Source organism: Brevundimonas sp. RM1 (assembly GCF_052907225.1).
This window is the reverse complement of sequence record NZ_JBRERY010000005.1, coordinates 1-17,718: the sequence shown is the minus strand read 5'-3', so window position 1 is coordinate 17,718 and position 17,718 is coordinate 1. Positions and strand designations below refer to the sequence as shown.

Here is a 17,718-nt window from a genome sequence, read left to right as displayed (position 1 = left end):
GGGGCGGCTCTCGCCGCCCCCCCCCTCGATTGACGTCGTCCGCCGACCTCAGTCGTTCCGATAGGTCACGCCGCCCTTCATGACGTATTTGACGTGCTCCAGCGTCGTCACGTCGGTCAGCGGATCGCCCGAGACGGCGATCACGTCGGCGGCGTAGCCGGGCGCCAGGCGACCGATCTCGTTTTGCAGGCGGAAGTGGGTCGCAGCGCCGACGGTCGCCGCGCGGACGGCTTCCAGCGGCGTCAGGCCTGCCTGGACCAGCAGGGCGAACTCCTTGGCGTTTTCACCATGCGGCGACACGCCGGTGTCGGTGCCGAAGGCGATCTGGATGCCGGCGCGGTGCGCACGGCGCGCCATGTCCAGCATCTGCGGACCGGCTTCCAGCGACTTCTTGCGCTGGTTCGGCGTGAAGAAGGTTTCGGGACGGGCGGCCTCGCGAGCGACGAAATCGCCAGCCAGCAAGGTCGGCACCAGCCAGCCGTTGTTGGCCTTGAAGATGCGGATGGATTCGTCGTCCAGGAAGGTGCCGTGCTCGATCGAGTCGCCGCCGGCGCGCAGGAAGCTATTGATGCCGTCCGTGCCGTGGGCGTGGGCGGTCACCGTGCGGCCCATGAAGTGCGCGGTCTCGACGATGGCCTGCAGCTCCTCATTGGAGAACTGCTGGTTCAGGCCCGCGCCGGTGTCGGACAGCACGCCGCCCGTGGCCGTGATCTTGATGATGTCGGCGCCCGCGCGCACGCGTTCGCGCACCGAGCGGCGGCAGTCGTCGGCGCCCGAGCAGACGCCGTTCTGACGCAACACAGGCACCAGGGCGCTGTTCACGCCGTTGGCGTCGCCGTGGCCGCCGTGCGGCGTCACCGTACCGGCCGAGACCAGCAGGCGCGGGCCGGGAATCTTGCCCGCCGCGATCCCGTTGCGCAGGGCCACGACGGCGTCGCTGGCGCCGCCCAGGTCGGCGACGGTGGTGAAGCCGGCGCGCAGCGTCACCAGGGCGTAGGCCGCGCCCTGAACGGCGGAATCGGCGGCGGTATTGGTGAAGCGGGCGACGCGGTTGCCCTCGCCCTGCTGGTTGGTGATGTGGACGTGGCTGTCGATCAGGCCCGGCAGCACGAACTTGTCCGACAGATCGACCACGTCGCCCTGGCCGACGAAGCCGTTGACGATCTCGCGCACGCGACCGTTCTCGATCACCAGGGTCTGGTTCTGGGTCACGCGGCCAGTGGCCGGATCAGCCAGCAGGCGCCCGGCGTGAATGTAAGAGACGGTCGGAGCGGCGGCGGCCTGTTGCGCCACGGCCGGGGTTGAAGCGAGAAGAGCGGCCGCAAGGCCGACGACCCATGATTTCTTAGATGACAACTGCACTGTCCTCCTCCACGCGGCGATAAGTCGCCGCCCCATTTGAAATACTACCGGCGCGAGGCCGGGATCAGGTGCGGCGGGACAGTCGCCCCGCCGCTATGACTTCAGATCTCCTTGCGGAGCTCTAGAAGGTCTTGGTGACCGCGACCGTGTAATAGCGGCCGATGGTGTCGTAGTTCTGCGGATCGTAGGTGCCGCGAACGTCCCCCACCTGCGGCGGCGCTTCATTGAACAGGTTGGTCACGGTGAAGCGCAAGGACGTGTCGTAAGGCAGCGTCACCCGGGCGTTCAGGTCGAACACGTCATAGGCGTCCACGCCGCGCGCCGTGCTGGTCGGCGAGGTCACGCGGGCGCTGTTGATCATCTCCGACATGTGGCGCCAGCGCAGGCCGACGTTCCAGCTATCACGCGAATAGGTGACGCTGGTCGACGCCTTCCACTCGGGGTGCGCCTGACCGGCGTTGGCCTCGATCGCCGTCCCCCAGGTGCCGGCGTAGTCGTACGTCGGCGCGCCCGGCAGGGCCTGGATCTCGAAGCTGTTCAGATAGCTGATCGCCGAACTGACGCTGAGCTGCCCCTCGTCCGGCAGGCCGACATCGCCCAGGTGCAGTCGCCAGTCCAGCTGCAGGTCGATGCCGGTGACGTTGAACTGGCCCAGGTTCAGCAGAGGCTGACGCGGGTTGATCATATAGCCGTCGTTGGTCCCGCGGTCCTGCAGGGTGCAGTAGTAGTTGTTGGGATCGAACGTCGGGTTGTTGCCCCCGTCGTTGAAGCAGTAGCGGATGCCGTTGCCGACGCCCAGGACGCCGACCGCATCGGCCACCTTGATCTGATACCAGTCGATCGAGGCGCTGATGTTGCTCAGCCAGGGCGACTGGAAGGTCGGCTGCAGCACCGTGCCGAACGAATAGGTGTCGGCCGTTTCCTCCTGCAGGTCGGGGTTGCCGCCGGTCAGGGCGAACACCTGGGCGGCGCCGAACTGGAAGTCGTTGATCAGGGCCGAAGGCACGCCCAGGGACACGCACAGCGCCTTGACCTTTTCGGCGTCGGGGCCGTTGCGGAACGAGCTGCGGTAGTCGCAGGGATCGCCGTTGGTGTTGCTGGCGGAGGGGGTGCCGATGTCGACCGTCGCCGAAGAGACGGGGGAATACAGCTCGCCCACGCTGGGAGCGCGCACGGCGCGGTTGTAGCCGCCGCGCAGGCGCACCACGTCGTTCACCTGCCAGTTCAGGTCCGCCTTATAGGCGTGGACGCCGCCGACCGAGCTGTAGTCGGAAAAGCGGTAGCCCAGATCCATCTCCAGCGACTTGACGAACGGCAGGTCGCGCAGCAGCGGCACCAGGAACTCGGCGAAGACCTCGGTCGTATCCACATCGCCGGAAGAGGCCCGCAACTCGCTGTAGCCCAGGATGTCGCTGGTGCCGTCCGGCTGGTCCAGGGCTCCGTCGGGACGGAAGTCGAAGTGGTTGTAGCGATAGCCCAAGCCGGCGGCGAAGCGCACCTCGCCTGCGGGCAGATTGAACAGGCCGCCCTGCATCGAGGCCTCGGCCATGCGCTGGGTCAGCTCATTGGTGTTGGTGGTGTTGCGGCGCACATAGTCCACGCACTCGGCCGACGGATCATGGTTGCCGAAGGGGTTGAAGCCCCCGGCGCAGAATTCCGACCCGCCGGTGGGGCTGTAGAGCAGGCGCGTGATGGCAGAACGGCTGACGCCGCCGGTCTGCACATTCTCGAAATCAGCCTTGGACGCGCTGGCGTAGGCTTCCCAGGTCCAGTCCTTGTAGCCCACCTGGCCCGACAGCCCGCCGATGAACTGATAGACGTTGTAGGCGTAGGATTGCAGGCGCTCGCCCGCGAAATCCAGATCCTTCCATAGGGCGAAATCCGCCGTGGGGTTCGGCCGCGAGGCCAGGATGTGGGCGAAGTCGGCCCCGATGTAGGGGTTGGTCACCGGCGCCGACAGGGCATAGGCCAAGCCCGCCAGCGTCGGGTTGAAGGTGCCCTCAGATTCATAACTGGTCAGCGAACCTTGCAGGAAGAAGTCGATCTCGGGCGTGATCTGATAATCGACGCGGCTGAACAGCGAATAGCGTTCGTTCTCGTTCTGGATGCGCCCGCGGTTCCAGCCCCACAGCATGTTGGTGCCGGCGGCGTTCAGGAAGTGGTTGTCGGTCTCGGGATCCTTCAGGTTCATCACGGGCGAGGCGCCGCCCAGGTTGAACAGGGTCTGGTCGCCGGTGTTGAAGCCGATCTGGCCGTTATAGAAGTTGCCCGCGCCCAGCACGGGATTGACGCCGTACTGCCCCACGAAGACGTCGTTCACGGCGCTCAACGTCGGACGGTTGCTGCCGAACCAGGCCGCCCCCTGGGAGATAATGGCCGTGTTGGACTGGCGGTTGCGCACGAAATAGTAGTCGCGCTTGGACTGATAGGCCACGTCGCGCATGGAGTAGTCGAGCGAGATCACCGCCCGGCCGCGCCCCTCGGCGAAGGCGTCGCCGGCCGTGATCGACGTGCGGAAGGTCTCGCCGTCGCCGTAGTCGCTAACGCCGTACTGGGACGCGACCGTCACCCCGCTGAAGTTGCGCTTCAGGATGAAGTTGACCACGCCCGCAGTGGCGTCCGAACCATAGGCGGTCGAAGCGCCGCCGGTGATGACCTCGACATTGCCGATCAGGGCTTCGGGGATGATGTTCAGGTCGACCGAGCCGTCCGGGTTGGACGGCTGCAGACGTTTGCCGTCCAGCAGCAGCAGGGTGCGCTTGGACCCCAGGCCGCGCAGGCTGGCGTAGGCCTGGCCGCCGTTCAGAGAGGTGGAGGACGACCCGGCCGTGCTCTGCCCCATGGCGCCCGAGAACTGGGGCATCTGGGTCAGGGCCTTTTCAACCGTGACCTGTCCGGTGTTCTCGATGGCCTCGGTGGTGACGGAAACCAGCGGGCTGTTGGAAGCGTAGTCGCGGCGGGCGATGCGCGACCCCGTGACGACGATTTCACTGACTTCGACGGCTGCGCCCGGATCTTCGGATGCTTCCTGAGCGACGGCGGCGTTCGCCGCGCTCATCAGGGCGACTGACGCGCACCCTCCGGCCAACAGGACGCGATACATCGCGGGGCCACGGCCCCGAGAACCACTAGAAAACATGAAATCCCCTCTATTTGCTGACGTTCTCACCAGCGCCCCTCAGCGCGGGCTGATCCCCCAAAGGCCCCCTTTTCGCCACTTTATTTTAAGCGAAAAATTTCTCCACACGGCCCGCATTGATATTTGAAATTCGAAATCATTTTCGAATTTAGGGGCTGATTGCAAAATCTCTGCCCATTTCAAGGCGGATGTGATGACGCTTTGAGGGAGAACTCAATTCCAGGGGGCGATTGAGACGCCAGGATCGGCGCGGCTCATCACGTTTCGTCCCAGTCGTCGATTCCTTGTCGACGGCGCCCAAGCGAACGCCAGCCCAAGAGACAGGGTCATGATCGCCCGGCACGGCCGAAGGGCGCGCGCTTCGCCGAGCGTGCATCCCGACGCAGACGGCCGCCCGCCTCTGCGAGGGGGCCGCCGCCCTCGTTTCGATCTCCGCCCGCACTCACTTGTGTAGTGTTATGATATAACATAATAGCAACCTTCTTCATGAACGGGGATGTCATGCACACACGATCGATCCTGCTCGCGGCCGCGAGTTTTTCAGCCGTATCGACGGCGGCCTGGGCGAACGCCCTGCCGCAATCGGGCCCGGCCTCGACGCGCGTCGAGGATGTGGTGGTGACGGCCGACGCCCTGGGTCGATCCGGCAGGGACGTGGTGTCCAATGTGGCGGTGCTGCGCGGCGACGAACTGATCCAGCGCCGACAATCGACCCTGGGCGAGACGCTGACCGGCCTGCCGGGCGTCAACTCCGACACCTTCGGCGGCGGGGCCAGCCGTCCGGTGATCCGCGGCCAGACCGCGCCCCGCGTCAAGGTTCTCAGCGACGGCTCGGCCCTGATGGACGCCTCCGAGGTCTCGCCCGACCACGCGGTCGGCGGCGAGCCTCTGCTGCTGGAGGGCGTCGAGATCCTGCGCGGCCCGTCCGCCCTGCTCTACGGCGGCGGCGCCATCGGCGGCGCGGTCAATCTGATCGACAGGAAGATCCCCACGCGCGTTCCCGAAAACGGCGGCGAAGGCGTCGCCGAGTTCCGCCTGGGCACGGCGGATAATGAGGAGGCCGGCGTGATCGGCCTGACCGCCGGGGCCGGCTCCTTCGCCATCCGCGTCGAGGCCGCCGGTCGCCGCACCGACGACTACGAGGTTCCGAACTTCGACGAGGCCACGCTGGACGGATCGTTTAACCGCAGTTCGACCGCGACTCTGGGCCTGTCATGGATCGGTTCGCGCGGCCATCTGGGCGCCGCCTATACGGAGCAGCGCAGCGAATACGGCCTGCCCGGCCACAGCCACGAGTACGAGTCCTGCCACCCGCACGGCTCCAAGCTGCATTGCGGCGGCCACGACCACGGCGACGGCGACCATGGCCACGATCATGACCATGACCCCGATCACGACCATGTCCCGATCGTCGACCTGATCAGCAAGCGCGTGGACGTGCGCGGCGAGATCCAGAATCCGTTCGCCGGGATCGAGCGCATCCGCTTCCGCGGCGGCTTCACCGACTATCGCCATGACGAGATCGACGACGGCGAGATCGCCACCACCTTCACCAACGAAGGCCATGACGCCCGCATCGAGGTGCAGCATGCCGCCATCGGCGGAGTGCGCGGCGTCATCGGCGCCCAGACCTCGCGCAGCGACTTCGCCGCCGTCGGCGCCGAGTCCTTCATCCCCGAAAGCCGGACCGAGAACCACGCCCTGTTCCTGGTCGAGGAATACGTCGCCGGCGACTGGCGCTTCGAAGGCGCCCTGCGCCAGGAATGGCAGGACGCCCGTGCGCGCGGACGACCCGACGCCGAGCACAAGCCCTTCTCCATCTCCGGCGCGGCCAGTTGGACCTTCACGCCCGGCTACATCGCCAGCGTGGCCCTGGCCCGTTCGCAGCGCGCGCCGACGGCGCAGGAGCTGTATGCGCGCGGCGTCCACCTGGCCACCAACACCTATGAGATCGGCGATCCCGATCTGGACGTCGAAACGGCCGTCTCGATCGAACTGGGCCTGAAGAAGATCGAGGGGGCCACGACCTTCGCCGCGAGCCTGTATCGCTATGATTACGACGGCTACGTCTATGCGCGGACGCTGGATCAGTTCGAGGACTTCCGCCTGATCCGCTACACCCAGGCCGACGCCCGCTTCGCCGGGATCGAGGGCCAGATCACCCACGACTTCCGGCCCGGCCTGTCAGCCACGGTGTTCGGCGACTACGTCCGCGCCGAGTTGAAGGGCGACGGGGGCGACCTGCCGCGCATTCCCGCTGGCCGACTGGGCGCGCGCGGCGACTTCTATCAGGGCGCCTGGTCGGGCAATCTGGAATACGTCCACGTCTTCACGCAGGACCGCATCGCCGCCTTCGAGCGCAAGACGCCCGGCTACGACATGGTCAACGCCACCTTGGCCTATGACGTCCCGACGATCGCCGACATCAACGGCCAGGTCTTCCTGCGCGGGACCAATCTGCTGGACGAGAAGGCGCTGAACCACGCCTCCTTCATCAGCCATCTGGCCCCGTTGCGCGGCCGCAATCTCGTCCTGGGATTCCGCGCCCGCTTCTGACCGCCCTTCCCTCTCCTCCTCCCCCGCCTGGCCGCGGCGTCATCGCGACGCCGCGGCCGCCCCTCCCCCGAAAGGACCGCCCATGACTACCCGCGCCCAAGCCTGGGGAGACGCCGCCGCCATCGGCCTGTCCGGCCTCTGCATGATCCATTGCCTGGCCCTGCCTCTGGTCGCGGGCCTGTTGCCGGTTCTGGGGTTATTCGCCGAGGCTCCCTGGGCGCACTGGGCCTTCGCCCTGACCGCCGCGCCCATCGCCGCCTGGACGCTGACTCGCCCTGCGCCGGACGGCCGTCGCGCCTGGCCCCTGATCGGCCTTGGCGCCGTCGGCGTCGCCCTGCTGTTCCTGGCCGCCGCCGAATGGCCGACGCACGAGGCCGAGACGCCGATCACCGTCGCCGGCGGCCTGCTGCTGAGCGCCGCCCACCTGATGAACTGGCGACGCAGGCCCCACGCCCACTGATACCCGGCAAGACCATTGACCGCCGTCGCGCGACCGAAGAGCTGACGCACCTCGGCCGCTTCGCTGATGTCGTTCAGGCCGAAAGCTCTTTCCGGATGATCTCGGCGCCGGCGCCCAGGGCTTTCAGCTTGCCGTTGGCGACCCGGCGAGACAGAGGGGCCATGCCGCAGTTGGTGGCGGGATAAAGCTTGTCGGCGTCCACGAACTGAAGCGCCTTGCGCAGGGTGTCTGCGACCTCATCCGGCGTCTCAATCGTGTCGGTCGCCACGTCGATGGCGCCGACCATCACCTTCTTGCCCCGGATCAGCTCGATCAGGTCCATCGGCACGCGCGAATTCTGGGCCTCCAGTGAAATGATGTCGATGCTGGATGTCTGCAGCTTGGGGAAGGCCTCCTCATACTGCCGCCATTCCGACCCCAGGGTCTTCTTCCATTCGGTGTTGGCCTTGATGCCGTAGCCGTAACAGATGTGGACGGCCGTCTCGCACTTCAGCCCTTCGACCGCCTTCTCCAGCATCGCCACGCCCCAGTCGTTCACCTTATCGAAGAAGACGTTGAAGGCGGGCTCGTCGAACTGGATGATGTCAACGCCTGCGGCTTCCAGCTCCCGCGCCTCTTCATTGAGGATTTTCGCGAATTCCCAGGCCAGTTTCTCGCGGCTGCCGTAGTGGTCGTCATAAAGGGTGTCGATCATCGTCATCGGCCCCGGCAGGGCCCATTTGATCGGCTGATCTGTCTGCTGGCGCAGGTATTCGGCGTCTTCGACGAAGACCGGCTTCTGACGGCTGACGGCGCCCACGATCACCGGCACGCTGGCGTCATAGCGGTTGCGGATGCGCATGGTCTTGCGCGTCTCGAAGTCCACGCCGTCCAGATGTTCGATGAAGGTGGTGACGAAATGCTGGCGGGTCTGTTCGCCGTCGCTGACGATGTCGATGCCGGCCCGGCGCTGATCGTCCAGCGACAGACGCAGGGCGTCCCGCTTGGCCTCGACCAGTTCCTCGCCCTCCAGCTTCCAGGGCGACCATAGGGTCTCGGGCTGAGCCAGCCAGACGGGTTTGGGCAGGCTGCCGGCGGTCGAGGTGGGCAACAGGGTTTTCATGACGGATGACTTTGTATGGAGAGGCTGATCAGGCGACGAAGCTGGCGGACCACTGGTCGAGGACGTCGCGGTACGGCTTGATGAAACGCTCTTCGACGAACCTGCCCTGCTCGACGGCCAGGCGGCTGCGCTCCTCGCGATCGTAGACGATGCGGGTCAGCGAATAGTCCTGACACTTCAGGCTGGGCTGGTACTGCTCGGTCGCCGGCGAATTGGCGTTGTAGATCTCGGGACGATAGATCTTCTGGAAGGTCTCCATGGTGCTGATCGTGCTGACCAGCTCCAGGTCGGTGTAGTCCGCCGTCAGATCGCCCACGTGGTAGAAGGCGAAGGGCGCCACGCTGCCCTTGGGCATGAAGTAGCGCACCTTCATCCCCATTTTCGCGAAATACTGATCGGTCGGCGAGAACGCGTCATTCTCGTACTCAAGACCCAGCACGGCGTGCTCATCGCCGGCCCGATGGTAGGTCTTGTTGCTCGACACGCTCAGACAGATGACAGGCGGCTTGCCGAAATTATCCCGATAGGCGCCCGAATTCAGGAAATGCTTGAACAGCTTTCCATGCAGGTCGCCGAACCCGTCCGGCGCGCCGGCGCCGGGGTGGTTCTTCATGTGCTCCGGCAGAACCACGCTGAAGTCGTAGTCGCGGACGTAGGAGGAAAAGTTGTTGCCGATGATCCCGTCGATCCGCTCACCGGTGTTTCTGTCGATGACCATCGTCTGAAGGATTTCAATCAGCGGGAAGGCGTCGGCGCCCTCGCTTGGCGAGACGCTCATTTCGACGGAGATGATCGTGAGTTCGACGGCGTAGCGATCCCCCTTGGGGTTGCCCCAGTGCGCCAGGGAGTTGAACCGGTTGTCGATCATCCTCAGGGTGTTGCGCAGGTTCTCCTGGCGGCTCTCGCCCCTGGCCAGGTTGGCGAAGTTGGTCGTGATCCGCGTGTTTTCAGCGGGAACATAATTCTCGTCGAGCGCGGTGCGCTTGATGCTGAAGGTGAATTCGCTGCTCGCCATGGTCTCTGCCGTTGATGCTGTGGCGAGACAGCGGACAGGGACGCGCGACCGCCTGCGCTCGGAATCGTCCCGTCGCGGCGCTCATGCGGCCTGACCGGACACCCCGCCGGAGGACGTTATCTGTCGGGGCAGGTCTCCTGGCTCACGGGTCATCGCCTCCGGTCCGGCCTTCCCGAGAGCGAACCCTCAGTGACACGAAATGGACTATCGGCTCGCCGCTCACAGTTGCGGGGGCAGCGCCGGCCTCGACCAAGGTCTCACCGGCTTCCCTCTTAGCTCCGCCTCGCCCGCAGGCGACGCGCAGAACCACGACGCGGTGAAGATGACACGCCCTAGTCCAGAGTCAATATCAATATAAAGATATGTTTATATCATTATGAAACTAAACAAGCAGGAAAGGTCGTTCGAGGTTCTCGTAAGCTCCATGACTCATGGCGGATCAGAAAGTCCGATCCAGGGCGATCTGGATCACGTCGGTGCGCCCCGAACGAAAACCCGCCTCGCAATAGGCCAGGTAGAAGCGCCAGAGACGGCGAAACCGGTCATCGAACGCCTGGCCGTCCTGGCGGATCTCCGTCCATGCGGCGTCGAACCGGCGCATCCATTCGGCCAGGGTGTCGGCGTAGTCCCCGCCGAAGCGTTCCACGGCCGTCCGGTTCAGTCCGGCGCTCTCGACCACGGGCGCCATCCTGGCCTCCGAGGGCAGCGAACCGCCGGGGAACACGTACTTCTGGATGAAGTCGGTGCGGGCGTCATACTCGTCGAACAGATCGTCCTGAATGGTGATGATCTGCAGTCCGGCGCGTCCGCCGGGCTTCAGGACGTCATGAACTTTCTGGAAGTAGGTCGGCCAGTATTCACGCCCCACGGCCTCGAACATCTCGATGGAGGCGACGCGATCGAAGCGTCCCTGAACGTCGCGATAGTCGATCAGGCGAATGTCCGCGCGCTCGGCCAGCCCCGCCTCGAACATCCGACGGCGGGCGTAGTCGTGCTGCTCGCGCGAGATGGTCACGCCGGTGACGACGGCGCCGACCTCGCGCGCCGCGAACTCGGCGAAACCGCCCCAGCCGCAGCCGATCTCCAGCACGCTGTGACCCGGCTGCAGATCCATGAGGCGCGCCAGGGCGGCGTATTTCGCCCGCTGGGCCTCCTGCAGCGACTGCCCCGGCCGCTCAAACCGCGCCGCGGAATAGGTCATGGAAGGGTCCAGCCACGCCGAATAGAAGGCGTTGCCCAGATCATAGTGGGCGTGGATGTTGCGGCGCGATCCGCGACGACTGTTGCGGTTCAGCCTATGGCCCAGCCAGTTGACCGCGTTCATCAGGGGATTGCCGTCGAACAGGCGCCTGATGTGGTCATAGTTGTTGACCAGGGTCTCCAGCAGAACCGCCAGGTCCGGCGTATCCCACTCCCCCGCCATATAGCCCTCGGCGAAACCGATGTCGCCGCTCTTCAGCACCCGGGCGGCGAAGCGCGGATCGCGGGTGACCAGAACGGCCGAATGCCCCGGCGATCGGCCGGTCAGCTGTCGGCTCGAGCCGTCGGGCAGCACCAGGGTCAGCCGCCCCCAGGTCCAGTTCGAGGACAACAGCCGCAGCAGCAGGTCGAGCACAGGGGCCGATGTCTTTTCCCGCCGGTCGCCGTAGAAGGTCGTGGTCATGGCGTCACAAGCCTCTTGCGTAACGGCGTCATAGCGCCTCGTCATCCACGCGTCGTCCCGAGACCGCCTTCAGCGCCTCCAGGGCCCGCGCCCGCGCGTCGCCATGATCCACGATCGGACGTGGATAGTCGCGCCCCAGACTGATGCTCGCCTCGGCCAGAACAGCGCCCGGCGCCGTCCATGGCGCGTGCAGCCAGCGGTCCGGCAAGGCGCGAAGTTCAGGAACCCAGCGACGGACATAACGGCCGACAGGATCGAACTTCTCGCCCTGGGCCACAGGGTTGAAGATGCGGAAATAGGGAGCGGCGTCGGCGCCGGAACCGGCGACCCACTGCCAATTCTGCACATTGCTGGCCAGATCCGCGTCCACCAGCGTGTCCCAGAACCAGGCCTCGCCCTCGCGCCAGTCGATCAGCAGATGCTTGATCAGGAAGGAGGCGACCACCATCCGCACGCGGTTGTGCATCCAGCCGGTCGCCCACAGCTCCCGCATCCCCGCATCGACCAGGGGATAGCCGGTCCGCCCTCTCTTCCACGCCTGCAGCCGCTCGGGATCGGTGCGCCAGGGCATGGCGTCGAACTCGGGCCGGAAGGCCCGCTCGGTCACGTAGGGGAAGTGATGCAGCAAATGGGCCGAGAACTCTCGCCAGCCTATCTCGGCGACGAACTTGTCAGCCTGGACGGAGGCGACACGCCCTTCGACGGCGGCGGCGCGAACGGCCCGAACCACGCCGCGCGGACTGATCTCGCCCCAGTGCAGGTGCGGCGACAGGCGCGACGTTCCGTGACGCCCCGGCACGTCCCGCCCCGCGGCATAGTCCGCCAGGCCGCCGTCGATAAAGGCGGACAGGGCTGCCGCGGCCCCCGCCTCGCCCGGCGTCCAGTCGAAGCCGCCTGACCAGTCGGGCGCCGAGGGATGCAGTCCCCATGCGTCGAGATCGTCGCCGGCCGGTCCCTCGGGCGTGGTCAAACTCTCGGGCGCGGGCGTCGCCGGCTTTTCAGGCACGACTTGCAACAGCGCCTTCAGGAAGGGGGTGAAGACCCGATAGGGCTTCCCTTCACCCGTCAGCACGGCGCCGGGACGCACCAGCAGACCGCCGTTGAAGCCGTGGCTGTCGACGCCTTCGGCCTTCAGGGCATGGGCGATGTCGGCGTCCCGGGCGAAGGCGTCCGGTTCGAAGCGCCGGTTCATGAAGACCCCGTCCGCGCCCGTCTCGTCGATCAGACGGCGCAGTTCGGCCTCGCTGTCGCCGCGCCGCAGGATGAGCCGCCCCCCGCGTCCGCTCAGCGCCGCATCGAGCGCCCGCAGCGACTTGTCCAACCACCACAGGGAGGCGGCGCCGAGACGACGCCCCTCTCCGCTCTCGTCCAGGATGTAGACCGGCAAAATCGGCCGTCCGGTCGCGATCGCGGCCGTCAGCGCCGGATTGTCCGTCAGCCGGAGATCGCGCCGAAACCACAGGATGACGGGACGCGAGAACTCACCGGCCAAGACGGCTCTCCCGCGCTTGTTTTTGAATCGTCACAGGCTCCCAGGCGGGCGACGGCTGACGGGTCAGAGGAACCCGCTTCAGCCAGAGTTTCAGCGCCTCCCAATGAATCGCAGCCACGACCTTGAGCGTCAGGAACGGCAGGGCGACCGCCGCTGACAGCAGATCGGCGTCGGTCAGGTCATGGCGCTCGCCCGACATGGCGGCCGTGATCAGCACGCCGCCCGAGTCGACGCCATCGATGGTCAGGTCCAGACGCTCGCCCGGCGCATGGCCGCGAAATTCATAGTCCATCTCCATCCCCATGAAGGGCGAGACATACAGGGCCTTGGCCGCGCCCTGCCGGATCAGGCCCGCCGCCTGGTCCTCGACCGGGACGGGGATGACATAGGCGTGGCGCACGCCGAAGGTGCTGGTCACTTCATAGACCACCGCCGCCAGACGGCCGTCGGCCCGATGGCAATAAAAGAGGCTGATGGGATTGAAGACATAGCCCAGCACGCGCGGCATGGTCAGCAGGCGTATCGGCCCGCCCTCCAGCGCGACCCCGGCCCGCTCCAGCCAGGCCTCGATCTGAGGCCGCAGGGCCGCGCCCGAACCGTCGCCGTGGTCCCGATCGTGAAAGGACAGCAGGTTGAAGCGATTGCGCGAGAACAGGCGCAGCCGCCGATCCAGGCCGTCGATCTCAGCCAGGTCCAGCAGCAGCCAGAAGACGCGATAGTTCAGGCGGTGATCGCGCGGCCGCAGCCGCCTGTGCGTGACGCCGCCGCGATACAGGGCCGAGGCCTGGGTCACGCCGCCGCCTCCAATAGGTTGGGCACGGGCGGCAGATGGATGCGCCCGCTCTCGTTCCGGACCGTCCAGGGCCGCCGCACCCCGCCCAGCTGTTCGGCCACGGCGAGGCCGGACTGCAGGCCGTCCTCATGAAAGCCCGCGCCGAAATGGGCGCCGCAGAACCAGACGCCGCCCTGCCCCTGCAGGCTCCACAACTGCTTCTGGGCCTGAATGGCGGCGGGGTTGAAGATGGGGTGCTCGTACAGTTCGCTGCGCAGCAGGGTGTCCGGACGCGGCGGACGCGGCGGATTCAGGGTGACGAACAGGTTTTGCCCCCCAAGCCCCTGGAGCCGGTTCATCCAGTAGGTGACGCACAGGCCGTCGTCGGCCCCGATGTAGTTCCAACTGGCCCAGGCGCGACGACGACGCGGCATCAGGCTCTGGTCCGTATGCAGCACGGTCAAGTTGCGGCTGTAGCGGAAAACCCCCAGCACCTCTCGTTCGCGCGGCGTCGGCTCGGCCAGCATGGCCAGGGCCTGGTCCGCATGGGCGCCGATGACCACATGGTCGAACCGTTCGACGCCGCCCTGGCTGTCATGGACGACGACGCCCTCGCCGGAGCGCCGCACCGCCGTCACGCCGCGATCCAGACGAATGTCGGGAATCGCCCGCGCCAGCCTCTCGACATAGACCCGGCTGCCGCCCTCCACCGTACGCCAAAGGGGGCGACCGACCAGCTTCAGCAGACCGTGGTTGCCGCAGAAGCGGATGAAGGCCTCGGCCGGATAGTCCATCAAGGCGTGCGCGGGCGAGGACCAGATGGCCGCCGCCATCGGCAGCAGATGATCGTCGCGGAAGGCTTCGCTGAACCCCTGTCGCTTCAGATAGTCGCCCAGCGTCAGTTGGGGATCGGTCAGCTCGGACAGATCCTCCGGCGCCTGCCGATAGAACCGCAGGATCTCGCTTAGCATGGACCAGAAGCGCGGCCGCAGCAGATTGCGCCGTTGAGCGAACAGGCCCGGCGCGGCGTATTCGAACCGCCCCTGATCCAAGGACACGGCGAAGGACATGTCGGTCGCCCGTGTCGCAATCCCGAGATGCTCGAACAGGGCGATCAGATTGGGATAGGTAGCGTCGTTGAAGCAGATGAAGCCCGTATCGACAGGAACCTCGCCCTGCGGCGTTCCGGCCGTCACCGTATTGGAATGGCCGCCCAGCCGTTCGGCCTTTTCATAGAGCGTGACCCTGTGCCTCTGGGACAGCAGCCAGGCCGAGGACAGGGCGGCCACGCCCGACCCCACGACGGCGACCTTCAGGGGCGCTTTGGACGGGGCGGCGAAGGATGACGACATGGGAGCTCCGGCGAAACCCGCGATCGAAGGCGATGCAGGTCCGGCTGATACGACCGGAGCGGTCGAACGGATGACGATTGATCCAGACTTTTGCGCGAAGCGTATTAGGCTCCATGCATGTCGAGGCTCCGTCTTTCGCATCCCCTGAACAGCGCGTCGGCGTAATGAGCGACGAGGCTGAAGACGCGCTTGAGCATGATCGGCTGATCGAGGCGGTGGCCCTTCGCCGCGATCGCGAAGCCTTCGCCCGCTTGTTCGAACATTTCGCCCCGCGCCTGAAGGCCTGGCTGATGAAGTCGGGCGCGACGGCCGCCGCAGCCGAAGACTTCGCCCAGGACGCCATGCTGACCGTCTGGCGCAAGGCGGACCTGTTCGACGCCCGCAAGGCGCGGGCTGCGACCTGGATATTCACCATCGCTCGCAACCGCCGCCTGGACATGCTGCGACGCGACGCCCGCGCCCTGCCCACGCCCGAGATCGAACCGACTGAGGACGAGGCGATGCGGCCCGACGCCATCCTGGCCATGGCGGACGACGCCCGGCGGGTGCGCGAAGCCCTGTCCCGGCTGAAGCCCGATCAGGTCGAAGTCCTGCGCCTGGCCTTCTTCATGGACAGCCCCCATTCCGAAATCGCCCAGCGGCTCGACCTGCCGCTGGGCACGGTCAAATCCCGTATCCGCAACGCCATGATCAAGCTGCGCACGATCCTTGAACCGTCAGAGGAGGCGTCGCGATGACCGTCGCCGCCCGCAATCCTTCCGAAGAACGCCTGCTCGCCTACGCCGCAGGGACGCTGAGCCCGCCCGAGGCCGTGGTCGTCGCCGCCCACCTGGCGCTGCGGCCCGCCAACGACGCCTGGGTCCGTCGGTTGCAGTCCGTCGGCGGCGAGTTTCTGGAGACCACCCGTCCCGCGGACCTGTCAGACGGCGCTCTGGCCCGAGCCATGGCGCGGATCGAGACCGACGCCGGCGAGGCGCGCGTTCCGCCGCCGCTGAACGACATGGCGGAACTGCCCGAACCCTTGCGCCGCTACGCCCTCGGCCCCTGGCGCTGGATCGGGCCGGGGATGCGGGTGCGCGACGTGCACGCCCCGCGCGACGGCGACTGCCGGGTCATCCTGTTGAAGATCGAACCCGGCCGGGAGACCCCTCGCCACACCCACGGCGGCGTGGAACTGACCTGCGTCCTGTCCGGCGCCTACGCCACCGAGACCGAACGGTTCGGGGTCGGCGATCTGGAAGAGGCCGACGAGGATGTGCTGCACCGACCGCGCGTCGTCTCCGACGAGCCGTGCCTGTGCGTCGTCGCCCTGGACGGCCAGATTCAGCTCGACGGCTGGCTGGGCCGTCTGATGCAGCCTTTCGTGCGGCTGTGATCGGCCCTGTCCTGGCGCTGTGGGCCGGGGCGGCGCTGTTCCTCGTCCTCGTCATGACCGCCGCCTGGCTGGTGCAGCGTCGCACGGGACAGGGCGGCTGGGCGGACGCCTTCTGGTCGCTGGGCCTGGGCGCCGCGGGCGTCTTCGTCGCCCTCTTTCCGCTCGACGACGGCGCGCCGTCGGCTCGCCAGACGCTGGCGGCCTGCCTGATCGGCGCCTGGGGGCTGCGCCTTGGGCTGCACATCGCCGCGCGCGCCCGCTCATCAGAAGAGGATCCGCGCTACGCCCGCCTGCGACAGGAGTGGGGGCCGCGTTTCCAGTCGCGGATGTTCGGCTTTCTGATGCTGCAGGCGGGCGCCGCCGCCTTCCTGGCGCTCAGCATCCTCGTCGCCGCCCGCAATCCCGCGCCGGGCCTGACGTTTCAGGACGCCCTTGCGACTCTGGTGTTCGGGGTCGCCTTGATCGGCGAAGGACTGGCCGACCATCAGCGGAAACGCTTCAAGACCGACCCCGCCAACCGGGGCAAGGTCTGCGACGCGGGCCTCTGGGCCTGGTCGCGCCATCCCAACTACTTCTTCGAATGGCTGGGCTGGTGCGCCTGGCCGATCTTCGCCGTCGACCTGAGCGGCGGCTGGCCCTGGGGCTGGCTGGCGCTGAGCGGGCCCGCCTACATCTACTGGCTGCTCACCCGCGTATCGGGCGTGCCCCTGCTGGAGGCCCATATGCGTCGCTCACGGCCCCATGCCTTCGCCGCCTACGCCGCCCGCACCAGCGTCTTCTTCCCTCGTCCGCCGCGCGACTAGAGAAGACGCAACGCCTTGGCGGCTAGGGCGCAGGCGATCGCGGACGAACCGCCGCTGACGATCACGCCCCACGTCATGTCGATGAGCGAGAGCTTCAGGCTCCAGGTCTTCAGCGTGGCCAGATTGGTCAGGTCGTAGGTTCCGTAGGCGAACAGGCCGAACAAACCGCCCCACAACAAGGCCTTTTTCCACCCGCCCTCGGCCAGCCCCGGCAAGACGGCGAAGATCGTCAGCCCGGCCGCGTACAGGGTGTAGAAGGCGATTGCGGGCGCGAGCCTGAAATTATCAGCCAGCATAGAGCCGATGAAAGGTCGATAGAGCCGATCCCCCATGCTCCCCAACCAGGCCGTGTCGATCACCGCGAAGGTGGCGAGGGTGAGAATATAGGCGATGGCGATATTCATCTGGCTCTCCCGAAGCGTCGATGTCCATACGCTCGCCGACATGGCGTGGATCAGTTTCTGAAAAGAGACCTTTCTGGAGACCCTCAGAAAAGACGCCACCCAAAAAGAGACCCCCCGAAAACTTCGAAGGGTCTCGCTACATCACTTTATGTCGGCAATCTATCGACGCCGCTGGAAGCAGCGCCAAGAGACTTTCAAAGAGCCTGAATCATTCCCACTCGAT

General features: G+C 66.5%; 14 protein-coding genes and 1 riboswitch. Of the genes, 5 read left to right on the top strand and 9 right to left on the bottom strand.

The window, feature by feature from the left end; translation table 11 throughout:
- Positions 1–48: 48 nt before the first annotated feature.
- Together ACU5AP_RS06760 and ACU5AP_RS06755 are read right to left on the bottom strand one after the other, a co-directional pair.
- A complete protein-coding gene (locus ACU5AP_RS06760; protein WP_003164536.1) occupies positions 49–1,293 on the bottom strand; it encodes a metal-dependent hydrolase family protein in 1,245 nt (414 codons plus the stop codon).
- Between the two features lie 190 nt (positions 1,294–1,483).
- Entirely contained in the window at positions 1,484–4,420 is a 2,937-nt protein-coding gene (locus ACU5AP_RS06755; RefSeq protein WP_191001959.1) for a TonB-dependent receptor domain-containing protein, read from the bottom strand.
- Positions 4,421–5,002: 582 nt separating this feature from the next.
- On the opposite strand from ACU5AP_RS06755, the gene ACU5AP_RS06750 reads away from it, so the two are divergent.
- Together ACU5AP_RS06750 and ACU5AP_RS06745 are read left to right on the top strand one after the other, a co-directional pair.
- Entirely contained in the window at positions 5,003–7,057 is a 2,055-nt protein-coding gene (locus tag ACU5AP_RS06750) for a TonB-dependent receptor domain-containing protein (RefSeq protein WP_446680981.1), read from the top strand.
- An 82-nt stretch (positions 7,058–7,139) separates the two neighbouring features.
- Complete coding sequence (locus ACU5AP_RS06745; RefSeq protein ID WP_128719871.1) at positions 7,140–7,517, top strand: MerC domain-containing protein; 378 nt, start codon at positions 7,140–7,142, stop codon at positions 7,515–7,517.
- 73 nt (positions 7,518–7,590) lie between these two features.
- Here the strand turns inward: ACU5AP_RS06745 and ACU5AP_RS06740 are convergent, their stop codons facing one another.
- From ACU5AP_RS06740 to ACU5AP_RS06715, 6 genes are all read right to left on the bottom strand, one after another.
- Positions 7,591–8,619, bottom strand: a complete 1,029-nt coding sequence (locus ACU5AP_RS06740; protein ID WP_446680980.1) for a methionine synthase — start codon at positions 8,617–8,619, stop codon at positions 7,591–7,593.
- Positions 8,620–8,647: 28 nt separating this feature from the next.
- Entirely contained in the window at positions 8,648–9,634 is a 987-nt protein-coding gene (locus ACU5AP_RS06735; RefSeq protein WP_313428832.1) for a DUF1852 domain-containing protein, read from the bottom strand.
- Between the two features lie 110 nt (positions 9,635–9,744).
- Positions 9,745–9,960: riboswitch (cobalamin riboswitch) on the bottom strand.
- A 113-nt stretch (positions 9,961–10,073) separates the two neighbouring features.
- The gene (locus ACU5AP_RS06730; protein ID WP_446680979.1) at positions 10,074–11,297 is read right to left on the bottom strand and encodes a class I SAM-dependent methyltransferase; all 1,224 of its coding nucleotides are present in this window, start codon (positions 11,295–11,297) and stop codon (positions 10,074–10,076) included.
- A gap of 28 nt (positions 11,298–11,325) precedes the next feature.
- A complete protein-coding gene (locus ACU5AP_RS06725) occupies positions 11,326–12,789 on the bottom strand; it encodes a cryptochrome/photolyase family protein (protein WP_128719867.1) in 1,464 nt (487 codons plus the stop codon).
- Positions 12,779–13,582, bottom strand: a complete 804-nt coding sequence (locus tag ACU5AP_RS06720; protein ID WP_313428837.1) for a DUF1365 domain-containing protein — start codon at positions 13,580–13,582, stop codon at positions 12,779–12,781. Before ACU5AP_RS06720 ends, ACU5AP_RS06725 begins: the two co-directional genes overlap by 11 nt.
- Positions 13,579–14,913, bottom strand: coding sequence for an NAD(P)/FAD-dependent oxidoreductase (locus tag ACU5AP_RS06715; RefSeq protein ID WP_128719865.1), 1,335 nt, complete (start codon positions 14,911–14,913; stop codon positions 13,579–13,581). The genes ACU5AP_RS06720 and ACU5AP_RS06715 overlap by 4 nt, the downstream gene beginning before the upstream one ends.
- Positions 14,914–15,077: 164 nt before the next feature.
- Here ACU5AP_RS06715 and ACU5AP_RS06710 point away from each other — a divergent pair, with 164 nt between their 5' ends.
- Genes ACU5AP_RS06710 through ACU5AP_RS06700 form a run of 3 tightly spaced genes read left to right on the top strand, consistent with a single transcriptional unit; the run spans position 15,078 to position 17,091 of the window.
- Entirely contained in the window at positions 15,078–15,650 is a 573-nt protein-coding gene (locus ACU5AP_RS06710) for a sigma-70 family RNA polymerase sigma factor (RefSeq protein WP_252970108.1), read from the top strand.
- Positions 15,647–16,288 (top strand): cadmium/peroxide/UV radiation responsive anti-sigma factor ChrR, encoded by a 642-nt coding sequence (gene chrR, locus ACU5AP_RS06705; RefSeq protein WP_003163825.1) that lies wholly within the window; start codon positions 15,647–15,649, stop codon positions 16,286–16,288. Before ACU5AP_RS06710 ends, chrR begins: the two co-directional genes overlap by 4 nt.
- Positions 16,285–17,091, top strand: coding sequence for a DUF1295 domain-containing protein (locus ACU5AP_RS06700; RefSeq protein WP_446680978.1), 807 nt, complete (start codon positions 16,285–16,287; stop codon positions 17,089–17,091). Before chrR ends, ACU5AP_RS06700 begins: the two co-directional genes overlap by 4 nt.
- On the opposite strand, the gene ACU5AP_RS06695 is transcribed toward ACU5AP_RS06700, so the two are convergent.
- Positions 17,088–17,594 carry a DUF2177 family protein gene (locus tag ACU5AP_RS06695; protein WP_433942409.1) on the bottom strand — a complete coding sequence of 169 codons (507 nt, stop codon included), beginning with the start codon at positions 17,592–17,594 and terminating at the stop codon, positions 17,088–17,090. The two genes, ACU5AP_RS06700 and ACU5AP_RS06695, sit on opposite strands and share 4 nt — an antisense overlap.
- Positions 17,595–17,718 lie beyond the last annotated feature (124 nt).

Coding starts and splice junctions, on each gene's coding strand:
- ACU5AP_RS06740 (WP_446680980.1), bottom strand. CDS start 8,619: ATGAAAACCCTGTTGCCCACCTCGACCGCCGGCAGCCTGCCCAAACCC.
- ACU5AP_RS06735 (WP_313428832.1), bottom strand. CDS start 9,634: ATGGCGAGCAGCGAATTCACCTTCAGCATCAAGCGCACCGCGCTCGAC.
- ACU5AP_RS06730 (WP_446680979.1), bottom strand. CDS start 11,297: ATGACCACGACCTTCTACGGCGACCGGCGGGAAAAGACATCGGCCCCT.
- ACU5AP_RS06715 (WP_128719865.1), bottom strand. CDS start 14,913: ATGTCGTCATCCTTCGCCGCCCCGTCCAAAGCGCCCCTGAAGGTCGCC.
- ACU5AP_RS06750 (WP_446680981.1), top strand. CDS start 5,003: ATGCACACACGATCGATCCTGCTCGCGGCCGCGAGTTTTTCAGCCGTA.
- ACU5AP_RS06755 (WP_191001959.1), bottom strand. CDS start 4,420: ATGAGCGCGGCGAACGCCGCCGTCGCTCAGGAAGCATCCGAAGATCCG.
- ACU5AP_RS06710 (WP_252970108.1), top strand. CDS start 15,078: ATGAGCGACGAGGCTGAAGACGCGCTTGAGCATGATCGGCTGATCGAG.
- chrR (WP_003163825.1), top strand. CDS start 15,647: ATGACCGTCGCCGCCCGCAATCCTTCCGAAGAACGCCTGCTCGCCTAC.
- ACU5AP_RS06745 (WP_128719871.1), top strand. CDS start 7,140: ATGACTACCCGCGCCCAAGCCTGGGGAGACGCCGCCGCCATCGGCCTG.